At 69.4% G+C, this 20048-nt stretch carries 17 protein-coding genes; 13 read left to right on the top strand and 4 right to left on the bottom strand.

The genetic code is table 11. From position 1 onward, the window contains the following. The first annotated feature begins 213 nt into the window (after positions 1-213). The 9 genes from ACFVYE_RS22840 (at position 214) to mutM (ending at position 9414) form a co-directional block, all read left to right on the top strand. Complete coding sequence (locus ACFVYE_RS22840; RefSeq protein ID WP_389607109.1) at positions 214-1827, top strand: DAK2 domain-containing protein; 1614 nt, start codon at positions 214-216, stop codon at positions 1825-1827. A gap of 157 nt (positions 1828-1984) precedes the next feature. Then, positions 1985-4255 (top strand): ATP-dependent DNA helicase RecG, encoded by a 2271-nt coding sequence (gene recG / locus ACFVYE_RS22835; RefSeq protein ID WP_383976665.1) that lies wholly within the window; start codon positions 1985-1987, stop codon positions 4253-4255. Positions 4256-4351: 96 nt separating this feature from the next. After that, a complete protein-coding gene (gene rsmD / locus ACFVYE_RS22830) occupies positions 4352-4936 on the top strand; it encodes a 16S rRNA (guanine(966)-N(2))-methyltransferase RsmD (RefSeq protein ID WP_327272708.1) in 585 nt (194 codons plus the stop codon). A 26-nt stretch (positions 4937-4962) separates the two neighbouring features. Continuing rightward, positions 4963-5442 (top strand): pantetheine-phosphate adenylyltransferase, encoded by a 480-nt coding sequence (gene coaD, locus ACFVYE_RS22825; protein WP_189279123.1) that lies wholly within the window; start codon positions 4963-4965, stop codon positions 5440-5442. 99 nt (positions 5443-5541) lie between these two features. Beyond that, positions 5542-6615, top strand: a complete 1074-nt coding sequence (locus ACFVYE_RS22820) for a cell division initiation protein (protein WP_383976666.1) — start codon at positions 5542-5544, stop codon at positions 6613-6615. 147 nt (positions 6616-6762) lie between these two features. Then, entirely contained in the window at positions 6763-7431 is a 669-nt protein-coding gene (locus tag ACFVYE_RS22815; RefSeq protein ID WP_383976668.1) for a YceD family protein, read from the top strand. A 2-nt stretch (positions 7432-7433) separates the two neighbouring features. Continuing rightward, positions 7434-7607 (top strand): 50S ribosomal protein L32, encoded by a 174-nt coding sequence (gene rpmF / locus ACFVYE_RS22810; protein WP_003965982.1) that lies wholly within the window; start codon positions 7434-7436, stop codon positions 7605-7607. A gap of 19 nt (positions 7608-7626) precedes the next feature. After that, positions 7627-8451 (top strand): ribonuclease III, encoded by an 825-nt coding sequence (rnc, locus tag ACFVYE_RS22805; protein ID WP_329836320.1) that lies wholly within the window; start codon positions 7627-7629, stop codon positions 8449-8451. A gap of 93 nt (positions 8452-8544) precedes the next feature. Continuing rightward, the gene (gene mutM / locus ACFVYE_RS22800) at positions 8545-9414 is read left to right on the top strand and encodes a bifunctional DNA-formamidopyrimidine glycosylase/DNA-(apurinic or apyrimidinic site) lyase (RefSeq protein ID WP_383976670.1); all 870 of its coding nucleotides are present in this window, start codon (positions 8545-8547) and stop codon (positions 9412-9414) included. Here the strand turns inward: mutM and ACFVYE_RS22795 are convergent. Then, positions 9411-9815 (bottom strand): winged helix-turn-helix transcriptional regulator, encoded by a 405-nt coding sequence (locus tag ACFVYE_RS22795; RefSeq protein WP_383976672.1) that lies wholly within the window; start codon positions 9813-9815, stop codon positions 9411-9413. The genes mutM and ACFVYE_RS22795 overlap by 4 nt on opposite strands. A 73-nt stretch (positions 9816-9888) precedes the next feature. Continuing rightward, on the bottom strand, positions 9889-10830 hold the full coding sequence (locus ACFVYE_RS22790; RefSeq protein ID WP_389607105.1) for a CAP domain-containing protein: 942 nt from the start codon (positions 10828-10830) through the stop codon (positions 9889-9891). Between the two features lie 145 nt (positions 10831-10975). Here ACFVYE_RS22790 and ACFVYE_RS22785 point away from each other — a divergent pair, with 145 nt between their 5' ends. The 4 genes from ACFVYE_RS22785 (at position 10976) to ACFVYE_RS22770 (ending at position 17498) form a co-directional block, all read left to right on the top strand. Continuing rightward, entirely contained in the window at positions 10976-11257 is a 282-nt protein-coding gene (locus tag ACFVYE_RS22785) for an acylphosphatase (protein ID WP_030928628.1), read from the top strand. A 439-nt stretch (positions 11258-11696) separates the two neighbouring features. Then, a complete protein-coding gene (locus ACFVYE_RS22780) occupies positions 11697-11909 on the top strand; it encodes a hypothetical protein (protein ID WP_018551753.1) in 213 nt (70 codons plus the stop codon). A 317-nt stretch (positions 11910-12226) separates the two neighbouring features. Continuing rightward, on the top strand, positions 12227-15856 hold the full coding sequence (gene smc / locus ACFVYE_RS22775; protein ID WP_389607103.1) for a chromosome segregation protein SMC: 3630 nt from the start codon (positions 12227-12229) through the stop codon (positions 15854-15856). Between the two features lie 223 nt (positions 15857-16079). Beyond that, positions 16080-17498, top strand: a complete 1419-nt coding sequence (locus tag ACFVYE_RS22770; protein ID WP_383966363.1) for a sugar porter family MFS transporter — start codon at positions 16080-16082, stop codon at positions 17496-17498. Between the two features lie 76 nt (positions 17499-17574). Here ACFVYE_RS22770 and ACFVYE_RS22765 read toward each other — a convergent pair whose 3' ends face one another. Then, positions 17575-18540 (bottom strand): LLM class flavin-dependent oxidoreductase, encoded by a 966-nt coding sequence (locus ACFVYE_RS22765; RefSeq protein ID WP_389607101.1) that lies wholly within the window; start codon positions 18538-18540, stop codon positions 17575-17577. 58 nt (positions 18541-18598) lie between these two features. Beyond that, positions 18599-19999 carry a purine-cytosine permease family protein gene (locus ACFVYE_RS22760; RefSeq protein ID WP_389607099.1) on the bottom strand — a complete coding sequence of 467 codons (1401 nt, stop codon included), beginning with the start codon at positions 19997-19999 and terminating at the stop codon, positions 18599-18601. Positions 20000-20048: the final 49 nt, after the last annotated feature.

The following is a 20048-nucleotide window of genomic DNA, read 5'->3' as shown; positions in this document are numbered from 1 at the left end:
CGCCGGAATCATTTGACTGAAGTGGCGGCACCGGAGGAATGGCCCGACTCTCATCGGGCAACCGAAGCAGCATACAACGGCTGCGTCGGTAGAACGAAACTACCATGGGTTCCGCCGCCCCCTGTCCCGCCCCTGTCCCCGCCGGACCCGGCGCACGGGGCTACTCTGCGGTGCAGCCGGCCGCCCACGGCCGATTTCGAGGAGGACCGACAGGTGCCGCAGACCGCCGACGACATGGACGCCGTCGCGGTGCGTACCTGGTGCTCACTGGCCCTGGAGGCACTGGGCCGGGAGCGCGAGGCGATCGACGCGATCAACGTCTACCCCGTCGCCGACGGGGACACCGGTACGAACCTCTATCTCACCGTGGAGTCCGCGACCCAGGCCGTCGAAGCGGTCTTCGCCGCACATGAGACCGGTACGACCGTGCCCGTCGCCGCCGACGCGGTACGGGCCATGGCGCACGGAGCGCTGATCGGTGCGCGCGGAAACTCCGGCACGATCCTGGCCCAGCTGTTGCGCGGCATGGCAGGGGTGCTGGCCGACGGGCACGACGCGGACCATCTGCGCCGGGCGCTCACCAGGGCCGCCGCAGCCGCCAGGCAGGCCGTCGCCCACCCCGTCGAGGGCACCGTGCTGACCGTGGCCACCGCAGCCGCCGAGGCCGCCGGGCGCGCGGCGGACGACGCCGGAACCGCGGCGGTCGCACGGGCGGCTTACGAGGGGGCGCGGACAGCTCTGGAAGCGACCCCCGGACAGCTCGCCGTCCTCGGACGGGCGGGCGTCGTGGACGCCGGCGGACGGGGCCTGGTGACGGTGCTCGGGGCGCTCGTCGAAGCGGTCTCCGGGCGGGCTCCCGAGCGCACATACGTGGCCGTGCCCGCGACCGTGGTCCCTGTGCCGCAGGACTGCGCGGAGGGCGGACCGGCCTTCGAGGTCATCTACCTGCTGGAGGCCACGGACGATGCCGTGGACCGGCTGCGGACCCGGCTCGACGGGCTCGGCGACTCGCTCGTGGTGGTGGGCGGCGACGGGCTGTGGAACGTCCATGTGCATGTCGACGACGCGGGTGCGGCGGTGGAGGCCGGTGTCGAGGCGGGGCGACCGTACCGCATCCGGATCACCCACTTCGGCGCGGACCGGGTGCACCCCCACACCGAACCCGTGCAGCGCGCGGTCGTCGTGGTGGTCCCCGGCGACGGGCTCCGCGGCCTGTGCAAGGAGGCCGGGGCGACGACGGTCCTGGCGCGCCCCGGGGAGCCGCCTGCCAGCGGCGAACTGGTCGACGCGATCCGCCGGGCGCACGCCCGCGAGGTGGTTCTGCTGCCCAACGACGCGGAACTGCGCCACACCGCAGCTGCTGCCGCCGAGCAGGCCCGCGCGGAGGGTGTCCGGGTCGCCCTGATCCCGACCCGGGCCGCCGTCCAGGGCATCGCGGCCCTCGCCGTCCACGAACCCGACCGCAGCTTCGACGAGGACGTGGTGGCGATGACCGCCGCGGCCGGTGCCACCCGCTACGCCGAACTGGCCGTCGCCGAGCGGCAGTCCTGGACCATGGCGGGTATCTGCCAGGCCGGTGACGTCCTGGGCCTGATCGACGGCGATGTCGCGGTCATCGGCGAGGACGTACCGGAAACGGCCCGGAACGTGCTGGACCGCATGCTGGCGGCGGGCGGCGAACTGGTCACCCTGGTCCTCGGCGAGGACGTCCCCGACAGCCTGGCCGACGAGCTGGAGGAGCACGTACGCGAGGGCTACCTGGCGGTCGACACGGTGGTGTACCGGGGCGGCCTCCAGTGCGCTCCGCTGCTGATCGGGGTGGAGTAGGGCGGCGCGCGGCCGGCGCGGGTGTCCTCAAGCACCGGACGGGCTTGATTTCTGCACCTGTGCGTCGGGCGCGCGGGTCGGAGACTGTCCTCTCCGACAGCGGATTCCGGAGTTCCGCGTGGCGCCCGGCGGACATCTGTCAGTGGTGTGGTGTGCAATGGATCGCGTGTCTGCGTTCGATGAACCCCTCAAGAAGCTGCTCGGCGGAGCCACCGCGAAGGTGATGGCCGAACACCTCGACCTGCATACGGTCGGTGATCTGCTGCACCACTACCCGCGGCGGTACGAGGAGCGCGGCCGGCTCACGGCGCTGACCGACCTTCCGCTGGACGAGCATGTGACGGTGGTCGCCCAGGTCGCCGACGCACGCATCATGATGTTCAACAACGGCCGCGGCAAGCGCCTCGAAGTGACCCTCACCGACGGCAACGGCCGCCTTCAGCTGGTCTTCTTCGGCCATGGCGTCCACAAACCGCACAAGGAGCTGTTGCCGGGCCGGCGGGCGATGTTCGCGGGCAAGGTCTCCGTCTTCAACCGGAAGATGCAGCTGGCCCACCCCACGTACCAGCTGCTGGACGCCGAGTCCATCGACGGGGCCGAGGCCACGGAGGCGGTGGACGCATTCGCCGGGCGGCTGCTGCCGATCTACCCGGCCTGCAAGCAGCTGGACTCGTGGCGGATCGCCAAGGCCGTCGACACCGTGCTGCCCAGCGCGCGGGAGGCCGTCGACCCGCTGCCGCCGAGTCTGCGCGAGGGCCGCGGGTTCACCCCGCTCCCGGAAGCGCTGCTGAAGGTCCACCGCCCGCAGACCAAGGCGGACATCGCACAGGCCAGGGACCGGCTGAAGTGGGACGAGGCCTTCGTCCTCCAGGTCGCGCTGGCCCGCCGCAGATACGCCGACACCCAGCTCCCGGCAGTGGCCCGCAGACCCAGGCCGGGCGGACTGCTCGACGCCTTCGACGCCAAGCTGCCCTTCACCCTCACCGAGGGACAGCAGAAGGTCTCCAAGGAGATCTTCGACGACCTGGCGACCGAGCACCCGATGCACCGGCTCCTCCAGGGCGAGGTCGGGTCCGGGAAGACCATGGTCGCGCTGCGCGCGATGCTCGGCGTCGTCGACGCGGGCGGGCAGGCCGCCATGCTGGCGCCCACCGAAGTGCTTGCTCAGCAGCACCACCGCTCCATCACCGAAATGATGGGCGAGCTGGCCGAGAACTGGGGACTGTGGCGCGAAGCGCCTCCTCAGGAGGGGCGGCGGCCGGGCGACGGGCGGGCGCCCGGCGGCTCCGAGCAGGGGACGAAGGTGGTGCTGCTCACCGGCTCCATGGGCGTCGCGGCCCGCCGCCAGGCCCTGCTCGACCTCGTGACCGGCGAGGCCGGGATCGTGATCGGCACACATGCGCTGATCGAGGACAAGGTGCAGTTCCACGACCTGGGCCTGGTCGTCGTCGACGAACAGCACCGCTTCGGGGTGGAACAGCGCGACGCCTTGCGCTCCAAGGGAAAGCAGCCGCCGCATCTGCTGGTCATGACCGCGACCCCCATTCCCCGTACGGTCGCCATGACCGTCTTCGGCGACCTGGAGACGTCCGTACTGGACCAGCTGCCGGCCGGCCGCTCGCCGATCGCCAGCCATGTCGTACCCGCCAAGGACAAGCCGCACTTTCTCAGCCGTGCCTGGGAACGGGTCCGCGAGGAAGTGGAGAACGGGCACCAGGCCTATGTGGTCTGCCCCCGCATCGGCGACGACGCCGAGGACGAGGCGGCGGGCAAGAAGGGGAAGAAGAAGGCGGCCGAGGAGGACAGCGAGAAGCGCCCGCCGCTCGCCGTCCTGGAGATCGCCGAACAGCTCGCCAAGGGTCCGCTCGCCGGTCTTCGCGTCGAGGTGCTGCACGGCAGGATGAGCCCCGACGACAAGGACGACGTGATGCGCCGCTTCGCCGCGGGCCAGGTCGACGTCCTCGTCGCCACCACCGTCATCGAGGTCGGGGTCAACGTCCCCAATGCCACCGCCATGGTGATCATGGACGCCGACCGGTTCGGGGTCTCCCAGCTCCACCAGTTGCGCGGCCGGGTCGGCCGTGGCTCCGCCCCTGGACTCTGTCTGCTGGTCAGCGAGGCCCACGAGGCCGGCCCCGCCCGCGCCCGGCTCTCCGCCGTCGCCGCCACCCTCGACGGCTTCGAGCTGTCCCGGATCGACCTCGAACAGCGCCGCGAGGGCGATGTCCTCGGCCAGGCCCAGTCCGGGGTCCGCTCCTCGCTGCGGATGCTCACCGTCATCGACGACGAGGAGATCATCGCCGCCGCCCGCGAGGAGGCCGCCACGATCGTCGCAGCCGACCCGGAACTGGAACACCTGCCCGAACTGCGAATCGCGCTGGACGCACTGCTGGACAAGGAGCGCGAGCAGTACCTCGACAAGGGGTGACAGGTGTGCGGGCCCCATCCGCCACGACGCCATATCGTGGGTGGCACGGCGCCGCAGCATCCTGTGGGCCACCCACGAACCGAGGATCAGACACCCATGACCCGCGTGATCGCCGGCTCGGCCGGCGGACGCCGCCTGGCCGTCCCGCCCGGCACCGGCACCCGCCCCACCTCCGACCGTGCACGCGAGGGCCTCTTCTCCACCTGGGAAGCCCTCCTGGGCAGCCTCCACGGCACCCGTATCGCGGATCTGTACGCGGGTTCCGGGGCCGTCGGCCTGGAGGCACTCTCCCGCGGCGCGGTCCACGCCCTGCTCGTCGAGGCCGACCCCAAGGCCGTCCGCACCGTCCGGGACAACGTCCGCACACTCGGCCTGCCCGGCGCCGAAGTCCGAACCGGCAAAGCCGAACAGATCGTGACGGGACCGGCGCCCGCGGAGCCGTACGACGTGGTGTTCCTGGACCCGCCGTACGCCGTGACCGACGACGATCTTGGCGAGATACTGCTCACACTCCGTGCCCAGGGGTGGCTCACAGCCGACGCCCTCGTCACCGTGGAACGCAGCACCAGAGGCGGAGAATTCAACTGGCCCAAGGGATTCGAGCCACTGCGGGCCCGTCGCTACGGCGAGGGAACGCTTTGGTACGGTCGCGCCGCCTCTACGTGCGAAGACGCACGATGACCGGACCGGAGAGCGAGGGAACCAAGTTGCGCCGCGCCGTTTGTCCGGGGTCATTCGACCCCATCACCAATGGACACCTCGACATCATTGGCCGCGCCTCGAAGCTGTACGACGTCGTACATGTCGCGGTGATGATCAACCAGTCCAAGAAGGGCCTGTTCACGGTCGACGAGCGGATCGACCTGATCCGCCAGGTCACCGCGGACTTCGGCAACGTCGAGGTCGAGTCCTTCCACGGTCTCCTGGTCGACTTCTGCAAGCAGCGCGACATCCCGGCGATCGTGAAGGGCCTGCGGGCCGTCAGCGACTTCGACTACGAGCTGCAGATGGCCCAGATGAACAACGGCCTCTCCGGCGTCGAAACGCTCTTCGTGCCGACCAATCCCACCTACAGCTTCCTGTCGTCCTCCCTGGTCAAGGAGGTCGCCACCTGGGGCGGCGACGTCTCCCACCTGCTGCCCCCGGTGGTCCATGAAGCCCTCACCGAACGTCTCGCTCAGCGCTGAAGAACTGACGGACCGTCACCAGGTGTCGGGCGGGCGCCGACTGGCCGTACAGTCGTCCCGTCCGTCTCCAAATCGGCTGTAGAGAGTGGCGAGCACACGGTGGACGTGCAGAAGAAGCTCGACGAGATCGTCGAGGCGGTCGGGAGCGCCCGGTCCATGCCCATGTCGGCTTCGTGCGTGGTCAACCGCGCCGAGCTGCTCGCGATGCTCGAAGAGGTGCGCGAGGCCCTGCCCGGCTCGCTCGCCCATGCCCAGGAGCTCATCGGCGGCCGGGAGCAGATGGTCGAGCAGGCCCGTCAGGAGGCCGAGCGGATCATCGAGACCGCACACGCGGAACGCACCTCGCTGATCTCCGGGACCGAGGTCGCCATGCAGTCCCGCAGCGAGGCCGACCGCATTCTCGGCGAGGCCCGTCGGGAGGCCGAGGAGGTCCGCGCCGAGGCCGACGAGTACGTCGACAGCAAACTCGCCAACTTCGAGGTCGTCCTCACCAAGACCATCGGCTCCGTCGACCGGGGCCGCGAGAAGCTCCTCGGCCGTGGCCAGGCCTTCGACGAGCAGGGATACGAGGACCCGGACTTCGCCGAGGCACCCGAGCGCAGCACCGACCCTGCCACGCTCCAGCGCCGTGCGGACGAGTACGTCGACACCAAGCTCGGCGCCTTCGAGGCCGTGCTCGCCAAGACCCTGGAGGCGGTCGGCCGCGGCCGGCAGAAGCTGCACGGCCGGGTCGCCACCGATGAACTCGGCGCGCACGTGGCCGCCCAGGACGCGGCGGGCAATCAGGGGCACATGAGCGACGAGGACCACTGGGCCGGCCTCGCCGAGATCGCCACCCCGGAGCCGCAGCCGGTGCACCAGCAGGTCCAGCCGCACTTCCCCGCCCAGACCCAGCCGGGCTACGCGGAGACGTACGCGTACCAGGAGCAGCCGCAGCAGGACGTCTACGGGTACCAGCAGCAGCCGGACCCGTACGCCGCCTATCAGCAGCAGGGCTACGACCAGAGCCAGGCCCAGATCCCGGTCCAGGGGTACGACGGCTGGCAGCAGCAGGCCGTACAGCCCCAGCAGGCGTTGCAGCCGCAGGGCGAGAGCGCCCTCGACGAGACCAGCCTGTTCGACACCAGCATGATCGATCTGGACCAGCTCCGGCGGTACGAACAGGAGCGCTGACCGGGCGGCGCGGAGGCGGGGCGGACCGGATTGGGAGCTGAGCGGCGCGTCCAGTATCCTGGCTCTTCGGTCGCGCGTATGTCCGCGATCCCGGCTGCCCGTTTCGAATCCGAATCCGGTCGGCCCTCCCCACGATGCGCGATGCACATGACTTCGAAAGCAGGAAAAGCCCTGAACGGCCACCTCGACCACCGAAACCCCCTCGTGTTCGATACGCACGAGCTGGGTCGGCGTCCCGGTGCCCTCCAGCGGCTGACCCGCTCGGTGGACGCACCCGGTTCACCGGTCCTCGGCATCGACGGGGTCATCGGTGTGCCGGAAGGCGCACCCGTGGAGCTGGACCTCCGCCTCGAATCGGTCATGGAAGGGGTGCTTGTCACAGGCACCGCCCGTGCGTCGGCCGAGGGGGAGTGCGTAAGGTGTCTGGAGCCGCTGCGCCAAGAGGTCGTGGCGGACTTCCAGGAGATGTTCTCGTACCCTGACGCCGATGACCGGGGCCGCAGCAAAGCGGAACCGGCCGACGACGCCGAGGACGACGAGGACAGGCTCTTCATCGAGGACGGCCTGTTCGACCTCGAGTCAGTGCTGCGCGATGCGGTGGTGCTCGCACTGCCGATGCAGCCGGTGTGCCGGGAGTCCTGTGCCGGTCTGTGTTCCGAATGCGGAATCAGGCTGGACGAGAACCCCGGTCACCACCACGATGCCGTCGACATCCGTTGGGCGGCATTGCAAGGACTCGCCGACACCGTTCAGGACGGCGAGAAGGACAACATGGGCGGCGCCGAAGCGGGCGTCGACGAGAAGCAGGAGAAGTAGCCGTGGCTGTTCCGAAGCGGAAGATGTCGCGCAGCAACACGCGCCACCGCCGGTCGCAGTGGAAGGCTGCGGTCCCCACCCTGGTTTCGTGTGAGCGTTGCCAGGAGCCGAAGCTGCAGCACATCGCGTGCCCCAGCTGCGGCACGTACAACAAGCGCCAGGTCCTCGAGGTCTGAGCGGCTGGTGAGAGGCCCGATGTCTGAGTTGTCCAACGCCAAGAAGCAGGCAGACAACGTCAACACAGCCTCGTCCCACACGCTTCTGGAAGGGCGGCTCGGGTATCACCTCGAGTCCGCCCTTCTGGTGCGTGCGCTGACCCATCGTTCGTATGCATACGAGAACGGCGGTCTGCCCACCAACGAGCGGCTCGAATTCCTCGGGGATTCGGTGCTCGGCCTGGTGGTCACGGACACGCTGTATCGCACCCACCCCGACCTGCCCGAAGGCCAGCTGGCCAAGTTGCGGGCCGCGGTGGTCAACTCGCGTGCACTTGCGGAGGTGGGCCGCGGCCTCGAACTCGGCTCCTTCATCCGGCTCGGCCGCGGTGAAGAGGGCACGGGCGGCAGGGACAAGGCGTCCATCCTCGCCGACACGCTTGAAGCGGTGATCGGCGCGGTCTACCTCGACCAGGGTCTCAGCGCGGCCTCGGAGCTGGTCCACCGGCTCTTCGACCCGCTGATCGACAGGTCCTCGAACCTCGGCGCCGGCCTGGACTGGAAGACCAGCCTCCAGGAACTCACCGCGAGCGAGAGCCTCGGAGTCCCCGAGTACCTCGTCACGGAGACCGGCCCGGACCACGAGAAGACCTTTACTGCTGCTGCTCGCGTCGGTGGTGTCTCGTACGGCACCGGCACCGGCCGTAGCAAGAAGGAAGCGGAGCAGCAGGCGGCGGAGTCCGCCTGGCGCGAGATCAGCGCCGCCGCGGAGGCGCGGGAGGCTGCGGCGAAGGCCGCTGCCGACGGAGGGGCCGCCGACACCCCTGCCAACCCGTCGCCGTCCACGGACGTCGCTCCGGCCTGACCCGAGAGCCCCTCGGTGCCCTGCGCACCGAGGGGTTTTTCCTGCCCGGATATTCTTTTCATCTCTCCAGTTCACTTCTCCAGGAGCGACACCGTGCCCGAGCTGCCCGAGGTCGAAGTCGTACGACGCGGTCTTGAACGCTGGGTCACCGGCCGCAGGGTCGGCGACGTCGAGGTGCTGCACCCGCGTGCGGTCCGCCGCCATCTCGCGGGCGGCGTGGACTTCGCGGCCCGGCTCGGCGGCGCCCGCTTCGGAACGGCCATGCGCCGCGGCAAGTACCTCTGGGTGCCGCTGAACGATGCGTCCAGCTCACTGCTGGGCCACCTCGGCATGAGCGGTCAGCTGCTCGTACAGCCGCAGGACACCCCCGACGAGAAGCATCTTCGTGTCAGGATCCGCTTCGACGACTCGCTCGGCACCGAGTTGCGCTTCGTCGACCAGCGGACCTTCGGCGGGCTCTCTCTCCACGAATGTGCCGCCGACAGCACGGACGGGCTGCCCGACACCATCGCGCACATCGCCCGCGACCCCCTGGACCCGGCGTTCGACGACGACGCCTTCCACACCGCGCTGCGCCTGCGCCGTACGACGGTCAAGCGCGCCCTGCTGGACCAGTCGCTGATCAGCGGCGTCGGCAACATCTACGCGGACGAGGCGCTCTGGCGCACGAAGCTGCACTACGACCGGCCCACCGCGTCCCTGACCCGGCCCAGGTCGGCCGAGCTGCTCGGCCACGTCCGTGACGTGATGAACGCGGCGCTCGACCAGGGCGGCACCAGCTTCGACAGCCTCTACGTCAATGTGAACGGCGAGTCCGGCTACTTCGACCGCTCGCTCGACGCGTACGGGCGAGAGGGCGAGCCCTGTCACCGCTGCGGTACGCCGATGCGCCGCCGCCCGTGGATGAACCGCTCCAGCTACTTCTGCCCGCGCTGCCAGCGACCGCCGCGCACGGCTTCCTAGGCGCCGGCCTCCGGACTCGGGTGGGCCTCGTCGTAACGGTCACGGGCCTGGAGCACCTCGGGCATCCGGCCCTCGACGAGCTCGATCAGTCCGAGCAGCCGCTCGGCGACCTGCCGGCCCAGAGACGTCAGCTCGTAGTCGACGCGCGGCGGATTGGTCGGCTGGGCCTCGCGGTGGACCAGACCGTCCCGCTCCAGGGCGTGGAGCGTCTGCGAGAGCATCTTCTCGCTCACCCCGTCGACCCGGCGACGGAGTTCGTTGAAGCGGAAGCTGCCCTCGTACAGCGCTCCCAGCGTCAGACTGCCCCAGCGCCCGGTGACATGCTCCAGGGTGCCGCGTGAGGGGCACTGCCTGGAGAACACATCAAAAGCGAGCGCGTCCAGACGGGTGTTCTCGTCCATGCCGACCAGCGTACGCCCGCACAGCGCTTACCACTGGGTTGCGCTTTCTTGGGGTGAGCGTGCCGGGTAGTACTCAGAAGCCGAAGTCCTGGGTCCACCAGGGGCCGCCCGCACCGAAGTGCACGCCGACGCCGAGGGTCTTGTAATCGCAGTTGAGAATGTTTGCCCGATGGCCGTCACTGTTCATCCAGGAGTCCATCACGGCCTGCGCGTCGGCCTGGCCGCGGGCGATGTTCTCGCCGCCGAGCCCCCGCACGCCGGCCTTCGAGGCGCGGTCCCATGGGGTCCGGCCATCGGGGTCGGTGTGGTCGAAGAAGCCGCGGGCAGCCATGTCGTCGCTGAAGTCCTGGGCCAGCGAGGCCAGCGAGGTGCTTGCCGTCACGGGGCTGCAGCCGACCTTCGCGCGCTCCTGGTTGACCAGGGCGAGCACAGCGGCCTGCGCTGAGCCTGCGGCGGCCGGCGTCGGCTCCACGGACCTGCGGGCGGCCGGAGTGGAGGCCGCGGCTGTCGGCGCGGCCGACGACTTCTCGACCGTGGCCGGGGCAGTGCTCTTCCCGGCTTCCGTCGCAGCGGACTCGGACGACGCCGGAGACTCGGACGGCTTCGCCCGCCCGGTCGGTCCGGACGTCTTCGACGGGGAGTCGGACGACGGGAACCCGGTGGGAGACTTCGCCTTCGTCGCGCCGTCGGCGCGCCCGACGCCGCGTCCGGCCGCGGCGTCGCGGTCGGCAGGGGCAGTGGTGGAGGCGCCCTGGGTCAGCAGATCCGGGGCTCCCTTGGTACGCACCTGGTCGGCAGCCGTACCGCCGCCGACCGTGTAGGTGTCGCCGCCGGGCAGCAGACCGGAGGCGACCGCCACAGCCCCCACGGCAAGGGCCGCGGACGCGCCGATCAGTCCCGTACGAACAGGTATCCCGGACCGCTTCCTGCGGCGCGCACCCCGGTGCCGGCCTGCGTCCCCCGCCGCCTGGGACTCAGCGGCAGGAGCTGCGGCGGAGCGTCGATGGCGTCCCATCTGCTGAGCCCTTCTGACGGTCTGGACGCCGCTCTCGGCGTCAACATGCTTCACCCGATGGGGTGAAGCTATTGCGACGGGACTGTAGCCCATGCTCTATCGGCGGGAAGTGCTCCGAGAGCAATTGGCCGGTTAGCGTTCGGGCATGAACGAAGATGTACGGCTCACCGCCTGGGTACGCGGCCGAGTACAGCAAGTAGGGTTCCGCTGGTTCACCAGGGCAAATGCTCTGGAGATCGGTGGCCTCACCGGATTCGCCCTGAATCTCGACGACGGCAGGGTGCAGGTCGTCGCCGAGGGCCGACGTGAGAATTGCCACCGTCTGCTGGAATGGCTGCGCTCGGACGACACACCCGGGCGCGTTGACGGAGTCACTGAGATCTGGGACACCCCGCGCGGCGGATACGAGGGCTTCGCGATCCGCTGATCCGGGTTCGGTCCGGGGCCGTCACGAGAGACTGTGTTCGGACCGTGTTCGACGGGCGGCGCGAGGTGACGGAGAGGGCGCTCATCTGCGTACACATGAAATGACCTGCGGAATGACCGGGTGGTTGCCAAGATTCGGTTGGCGTGCCAGGCTGCGGCAGTAAGGATGATCTCCACGCCCCCGAGGGTCCCGCAGGAGAGTCGCGCCGCATGATCGTCAAGCCGCGCGCCCCCGGGCCGCCCGTCTCTACAGGGCGTGATCGTGTTGACCGTCAAACTTTTTGGTGAGACGCTGAAATCCCCGCGCACCTTAGCTGTTTGGCAGAGCTGTTTGGCAGCAGAACAGCAGTGAATACAGAGCACTGCCGAGCACCGCGGGTGCGATTCCCTCACGACCCACACCGCATCGGTCGGTCACTCAGTGTGGAGGACCATCCATCATGGCAAAGGCGCTTCTCGGTTACGTCGGCGGTTCCGACCCGCGACTCCTCGCCGAGATGCGACGGCTCCAGCAGCGCGTCCAGGACCTCGAATCCGAGCTCGTACGGATTCAGGACGAGAACGACGCACTCAATGCCGCCGCCCAGCACCAAGAGTCGCTGCTCGACAGCATCGACATCGACGTACCTCAGGCGGAGCCGGCGCTGACCTGACCGATGGCCCCCAGGGCCGGTCGGGCTGTCCGCGTCAGCCGTCCGAGATCATCACCCGGATCGTCGCCGGATCATCGAAGATCACTGCTCTTGATCTGTCACCACCGTGACATGTCCTTGATCCGTCATGCGCTGCACCAGTAACACCGCACACGTAACACCGCACAAGATTCACAAGGGGCGCTTCGGCGTCCCTTCTTTCTTTTCTGCTCGGACCTGTGCGGGACCCACCCCGGACGTACACCCCTTCCCTTACCGTCTGATGTGCCCTGCACCTTCATCAGCGAAACCGAGAGTGAAAGGTAGAGTCCGGCGGCGTGCACCTCAAGGCTCTGACCCTGCGTGGTTTCAAATCGTTCGCCTCCGCCACGACGCTGCGGTTCGAACCGGGTATCACGTGCGTCGTCGGTCCCAATGGGTCGGGCAAGTCCAATGTGGTGGATGCGCTCTCCTGGGTCATGGGGGAGCAGGGTGCCAAATCCCTGCGCGGCGGCAAGATGGAAGATGTGATCTTCGCCGGCACCACCGGGCGGCCGCCGCTCGGGCGGGCGGAAGTTTCGCTGACCATCGACAATTCCGATGGCGCACTGCCTATCGAGTACGCCGAAGTGACGATCACTCGGATCATGTTCCGCAACGGCGGCAGCGAATACCAGATCAATGGCGACACCTGCCGGCTCCTGGACATCCAGGAACTCCTCTCGGACTCCGGTATCGGCCGCGAGATGCATGTCATCGTCGGCCAGGGCCAGCTGGACTCCGTACTCCATGCCGATCCGATGGGGCGGCGCGCATTCATCGAGGAAGCCGCGGGCGTGCTCAAGCACCGCAAGCGGAAAGAGAAGGCGCTGCGGAAGCTGGACGCGATGGGGGCCAATCTGGCCCGCGTCCAGGACCTGACCGACGAGCTGCGACGGCAGCTGAAACCTCTGGGCCGGCAGGCGGCCGTGGCGCGCCGGGCCGCCGTCATCCAGGCCGACCTGCGCGACGCCAGGCTGCGGCTGCTCGCCGACGACCTGGTGCGGCTGCACACCGCACTGCGCAGCGAGATCGCCGACGAAGCGGCGCTCAAGCAGCGCAGGGAGGCCGCGGAGGCAGAGCTCAAGTCCGCCCTGGCGCGCGAGGCGGAGCTGGAGGACGAGGTGCGGCGGCTGGCGCCGCGGCTGCAGCGGGCCCAGCAGACCTGGTACGAGCTGTCGCAGCTGGCCGAGCGGGTGCGCGGCACGATCTCGCTGGCCGATGCCCGGGTGAAGAGCGCCGGCGCCGCCCCCGAGGAGGAGCAGCGCGGCCGGGATCCTGAAAGCATGGAGCGCGAGGCCGCCCGGATCCGTGAGCAGGAGGCGGAGCTGGAGGCCGCGCTGGAGGCGGCGGAACACGCACTGGAGGACACCGCCGCCCACCGGGCCGAACTGGAAAGGGAGTTGGCGGCCGAGGAGCGCAGGCTCAAGGATGCCGCCCGTGCCATCGCGGACCGCCGCGAAGGGCTCGCCCGGCTGAACGGACAGGTCAACGCGGCCCGCAGCCGCGCCGGTTCGGCACAGGCGGAGATCGACCGGCTGGCCGCTTCGCGCGACGAGGCGCAGGAGCGGGCGGTCGCCGCGCAGGAGGAGTACGAACAGCTCAAGGCCGAGGTCGAGGGCCTGGACGCGGGCGACGTGGAGCTGGGTGAGCGGCACGAGGCAGCCAAGCAGGAACTCACGGAGGCGGAGGCGGCGCTCTCCGCGGCCCGGGAGGCAGCCACCTCCGCCGAGCGGAAACGTGCGGCGGTCGCGGCCCGCCATGAGGCACTTGCCCTCGGTCTGCGCCGCAAGGACGGCACCGGTGTGCTGCTCGGTGCGCGGGACCGCCTGTCGGGCCTGCTCGGCCCGGCCGCGGAACTCCTGACGGTGGCGCCGGGGCATGAGGTGGCGGTGGCGGCGGCACTGGGCGCGGCGGCGGACGCGGTCGCTGTGACGGATCCGGCCACGGCAGCGGACGCGATCCGGTTGCTGCGCAAGCAGGACGCGGGGCGGGCGGCGCTGCTGTTGGGCGGGGCGCGGGGTGGGCTGCCTGATCAGGGTGGCGCTGGTGGGATCGCTGGTGCCTCTGGTGCCTCTGGTGCCTCTGGTGCCGATGGGGGCGATGTGGCCGGAGCGCCCGCCGGGGGTCCGCACGCAGTGGCCGACCTCGTCCGCGGGCCCGTCGAACTGGTGGGCGCCGTACGGAGGCTGGTGCGGGACATGGTGGTCGTCGGCACCCTGGAGGATGCGGAGGATCTCGTCGCCGTACACCCGGAACTGACGGCTGTGACTGCCGAGGGGGACATCCTCTCGGCCCACTTCGCGCACGGCGGTTCCGCCGGGGCGCCGAGCCTCCTCGAAGTGCAGGCATCGGTTGACGAGGCCGCCACTCAGCTGGAGGAACTGGCCGTGCGGTGCTTGGAGTTGACCGAGGCCCAGCGGCTCGCGGGGGAGCGGCGCAGCGCGAGCGCCGGGCTGGTAGAGGAGTTGGGGGAGCAGCGGCGGGCCGCCGAACGGGAGAAGTCGGGGGTGGCCCAGCAGCTCGGGCGGCTCGCCGGGCAGGCCCGTGGCGCCGCGGGCGAGGCCGAGCGGATGACCGCGTCCGCCGCCCGCGCCCAGGAGGCGCTGGAGCGGGCGACGGAGGAGGCCGAGGAGCTGGCCGAGCGGCTGCTCGTCGCCGAGGAGATGCCGGTCGAGGAGGAGCCGGACACCTCCGTACGCGACCGGCTCGCCGCCGACGGTGCCAACGCCCGCCAGACCGAGATGGAGGCCCGCCTCCAGGTGCGTACCCATGAGGAGAGGGTCAAGGGACTCGCGGGCCGCGCGGACTCCCTCGACCGGGGCGCCCGCGCCGAACGCGAGGCCCGTGCCCGCGCCGAGCAGCGCCGCGCCCGACTGCGGCACGAGGTGGCGGTGGCCTCCGCCGTCGCGTCCGGCGCCCGTCAGCTGCTGGCCCATGTCGAGGTGTCCGTCGTACGTGCCGAACAGGAGCGGGTCGCGGCCGAGGCGGCGAAGGCGGAGCGGGAGCGGGAACTGGCGGCCGAGCGCAACCAGGGCCGCGAGCTCAAGAACGAGCTGGACAAGCTCACCGACTCCGTCCACCGCGGCGAGGTGCTCGGTGCCGAGAAGCGGCTGCGGATAGAGCAGCTGGAGGCGAAGGCACTGGAGGAGCTGGGCGTCGAGCCGGCCGGGCTGGCCGCCGAGTACGGCCCCGACCAGCTCGTACCGCCGTCACCGGCCGCCGAGGGCGAGGAGCTGCCGGAGGACCCGGAGCACCCGCGCAACCAGCCGAAACCGTTCGTCAGGGCCGAGCAGGAGAAGCGGCTGAAGTCGGCTGAACGGGCGTATCAGCAACTCGGCAAGGTGAATCCGCTTGCCCTTGAGGAGTTCTCGGCGCTGGAGGAGCGGCACAAGTTCCTCTCCGAGCAGCTCGAAGACCTGAAGAAGACCCGGGCCGATCTGATACAGGTCATCAAGGAGGTCGACGAGCGGGTCGAGCAGGTGTTCACCGAGGCGTACCGGGACACGGCCCGTGAGTTCGAGGGCGTCTTCTCGCGGCTCTTCCCGGGCGGCGAGGGGCGGCTCGTCCTGACCGACCCGGACAACATGCTCGCGACCGGTGTGGACGTCGAGGCCCGGCCGCCCGGCAAGAAGGTCAAGCGGCTCTCGCTGCTGTCCGGCGGGGAACGCTCGCTCACGGCGGTGGCGTTGCTGGTCTCGATCTTCAAGGCCAGGCCGAGTCCGTTCTATGTGATGGACGAGGTCGAGGCGGCGCTCGACGACACCAATCTGCAGCGGCTGATCCGGATCATGGAGGAGCTCCAGGAGAGCTCTCAGCTGATCGTGATCACTCACCAGAAGCGGACGATGGAGGTCGCCGACGCGCTGTACGGCGTCTCGATGCAGGGTGACGGCGTCTCCAAGGTCATCAGCCAGCGGCTGCGCTGAGCCTTTACCAAATCTTCAATACTTCAACTTACCTTTTGGGCGTTTCTGGGTAGATGTGCGGCAATGTGCAATCTTGACTTCGAAACTTGAACGCATAGTCTCTGCAACGTCGTCTTTATGTTCAAGTGGTGGCAGTTGTGAAGTTATGCGCCACTTGGAAGAGCTCGCCCCCCACAAGAGCTCGCCCCCCACCTGACGACGCGGCCAGGCATCAGGAGTACAAGTGACCAGCACATCGCAGGGACCGGCGTCCGGAGCCCGAGAGGCCCATCCGGACCACCTCGGCCATGTCATCTTCATCACGGCAGCCGCTGCGATGGGTGGCTTCCTGTTCGGCTACGACAGTTCCGTCATCAACGGCGCCGTCGAGGCGATCCGCAGCCGGTACGACATCGGCTCGGGAACGCTCGCCCAGGTCATCGCCATCGCCCTGATCGGCTGTGCGATCGGCGCGGCCACGGCGGGGCGCATCGCCGACCGCATCGGCCGAATCCGCTGCATGCAGATCGCCTCCGTGCTCTTCACCATCAGTGCCGTCGGTTCCGCGCTCCCGTTCGCGCTCTGGGACCTGGCGATGTGGCGCATCATCGGCGGCTTCGCCATCGGTATGGCCTCGGTGATCGGCCCGGCGTACATCGCCGAGGTCTCGCCGCCCGCCTACCGCGGCCGGCTCGGCTCCTTCCAGCAGGCGGCAATCGTCATCGGGATCGCCATCTCCCAGCTGGTCAACTTCGGCATTCTGCAACTTGCCGACGGAGATCAGCGCGGCAAGATCGGCGGCATCGAGGCCTGGCAGTGGATGCTCGGTGTGATGGTCGTCCCCGCCGTCCTGTACGGACTCCTGTCGTTCGCGATCCCCGAGTCGCCGCGGTTCCTTATCTCGGTCGGCAAGAAGGACCGGGCCCGGCAGATCCTCGAGGAGGTCGAGGGCAAGAACGTCGACCTCGACACCCGGGTGGCCGAGATCGAGACCGCCATGCACCGTGAGCACAAGTCCAGGTTCAAGGACCTGCTCGGCGGCCGCTTCGGATTCCTGCCGATCGTCTGGGTCGGTATCGGCCTGTCGGTCTTTCAGCAACTCGTCGGCATCAACGTGGCGTTCTACTACTCGGCGACGCTGTGGCAGTCCGTCGGCATCGACCCCTCGGACTCGTTCCTCTACTCGTTCACCACGTCGATCATCAACATCGTCGGTACCGTGATCGCGATGGTGCTGGTGGACCGGGTGGGCCGCAAGCCGCTCGCGCTGGTCGGTTCCACCGGTATGGCCATCGCCCTCGCCTTCGAGGCCTGGGCCTTCTCCGCCCACCTGGTAGACGGCAAACTGCCGCACACCCAGGGCATCGTGGCGCTCGTCGCGGCCCATGTGTTCGTGCTCTTCTTCGCCCTGTCGTGGGGTGTCGTGGTCTGGGTCTTCCTCGGCGAGATGTTCCCGAACAAGATCCGCGCCGCCGCGCTCGGCGTCGCCGCGTCCGCGCAGTGGATCGCCAACTGGGCGATCACCGCGAGCTTCCCGAGCCTGTCCGACTGGAACCTTTCGGGCACGTACATCATCTACGCATGCTTCGCCACGCTCTCGATCCCCTTCGTGCTCAAGTTCGTGAAGGAGACCAAGGGCAAGGCGTTGGAGGAGATGGGCTAATCCCCGCTGCCTCTCTCCTCGACCACGGAATGCCCCGGCCCGCACCCGCGCGCCGGGGCAGTTCCGGTGGTCCGGGTCAGCGCGCGACCGCCTCGCAGAACAGCCGCAGACTGCGCCACCCCTCCTCGACGGGCATCCCGCCGCACAGCGGATGCAGCACCAGGCTGTCCAGTTCCCCGGCCGCCCCGGCACACTCGTCCGGCGTGACGACCCGGTAGACCCCCTCGTCCCGCAACTCCGCCACCGTCGTCGCCGCCGAGCGCACGGCCGAGCGGATGTCCTTGGACTGCCAGGAGGCGTACGTACGAGCCTCGTGCAGGAAGTGCTCGCCGTACTCCGCCCAGGTCCGGTCCGGGTTCTCGGACACATGCAGCAGCGGCGTCTCGGCCGACGGCATCATGCAGAAGCCGTCCGTCCCGAATTCCGCACGCTGCTCGTGGTAGTACGCCTCCAGTTCCGGCAGATGCGCGCTCGGGAAGAACGGCAGCCCGAACCGGGCGGCCCGCCGCGCCGCCGCCCGCGAGCTGCCGCCCACCAGCAGCAGCGGATGCGGCTGGGTGTACGGGCGTGGCGTGATCCGGACCGTACGGCCCCGGTACGGGAACGGCTCCCCGGTCCACGCCTGCAACAAAGTCTCCAGGAGCTCGTCCTGGAGCCGGCCGCGCCTGCCCCATTCGACACCCGCCTGTTCGTACTCCTCGGGCCGGTAGCCGATCCCCGCCACCGTGACCAGCCTGCCCGCGCTCAGCAGGTCCAGGACCGCGATGTCCTCGGCCAGCCGCAGCGGGTCGTGCAGGGGGCCGATGATCGCCGAGACGGTGACCGCGATCCGGCGGGTGGCGCCGAAGACCGAACCCGCGAAGACGAAGGGGGAGGGCAGCCAGGAGTTGGCGGCGCCGTGGTGCTCCTCGGTCTGTACGGTGTCGACGCCGTGCCCGTCGGCGTACGCGGCCATCTCCAGCGCGGCGCGATACCGGGCCGAGAGCGACTCGGGGGTGGCATCGGGATCGACGAGATTGAACCGGACCACTGTGAAGGCCATGACACTTGTCCCCTGCGTCGGGCGGACTCGGCGAGGCGGGACATTAGCTGACGCTGCGTCAGAAGTGTAGAGGCGCGACGTCTCCGGGCCGTTCCCGGCCGGTGGGGCGCGGCAGGATCGCGTACAGCGCGGCGGACACGGCGATCGTGGCCGCCCAGCCCAGTCCGTGGCGCCCGATCCAGGTGGCGGCGAGCGGGCCGGAGAACCACTCCACACCGGTGAAGAGCAGGCCCATCACCAGGCCCACGCTCCACGCGGTCACGGCGGTCACGGCGAATCCTCCGGTGTACCAGTAGGCGCTGGCCGGTGTGGTGTCCAGGAGTGCCGCGGGATCGTACGTACGCCCCCGCAGCTGATCCACGCCGAAGACCCCGATCCATGCCGAGAACGTCACCGCGAGCAGCGTCAGAAAAGAAACGAAGGAATCCAGGAAACCCGACGCCGTCATCATCAGCAACGAGCCCAGAAACAGACTGATGGCGGCATTCACCCCGACCGCCCACGCGCGGGGGATCATGAATCCCAGCGACTGTGCGGTGAATCCGGCGGAATACATCGACATCGCATTGATCAGCACCATGCCGACCACGGCGATCAGCAGATACGGCACCGAGAGCCAGTCCGGCAGCAGGGGGCCGATGAACGAGACCGGATCCTGGGTGACAGCCAGGCCCGGCGTGGCGACCGCCATCACGGAGCCCATCAGCACCATCGGCAGAAACACGATCCCGGCACCGCCCACGGTCGCCACGATCATCGCCCGGCCGGACGCGGTGCGCGGCAGATAGCGGGCGAAGTCGGGGCCGGTCGGAACCCAGCTGATCCCGCCGGCCGCCAGTGTGCCGACTCCGGCGATCATCATCGCCGTGGGGCCGGCGGGCCTGTCCAGGACGTCTCGCCATTCGGTCCGGCCGATGAGGTGGATCAGTACGAGGACGCTGAAGCCTCCGAAGAGATACGCCGACCAGGTGGAGCACACCCGCAGGGCGCGCACGCCCAGCCCCGACACCAGGAAGCTGCTCCCCACGAAGGTGAGCAGGGTCGCCGTGATCAGGGTGTTGCCGCTCTCGATGGAGAAGAGCAGATTCAGTACGGCGAGCAGGGCGTAGGCGCCGGTCACCGCGTTCACCGTCTCCCAGCCCCAGCGGGCGATCCAGATCAGCGCACCGGGCAGCAGATTGCCGCGCTGGCCGAAGACGGCCCGGGAGAGTGCCATGCCGGGAGCCCCGCCCTGCTTGCCCGCGATCGAGACCAGGCCGACCAGTCCGAAACTGACGACCGGTGCCGTGATCGCGACGGCCAGCACCTGCCAGAAGTTCAGCCCGTTGAAGACGACGAGTCCCGCCCCCATGGTGAGCAGCAGCACGGTCAGGTTCGCGCCGACCCAGGTGGGGAAGAGGGTCCGGACCCGGCCGGTGCGCTCGCTGTCGGGGACGGGTTCCAGGCCACGGGTCTCCACAGGCAAGATCGTACCTTTGCCGCCAAAAGGCGCATAACTCCCAAAAGGA

Source organism: Streptomyces sp. NPDC058239 (assembly GCF_042882185.1).
Classification (GTDB): domain Bacteria; phylum Actinomycetota; class Actinomycetes; order Streptomycetales; family Streptomycetaceae; genus Streptomyces.
The sequence above is the reverse complement of the archived record's forward strand: the minus strand, read 5'-3'. Positions and strand labels throughout refer to the sequence as shown.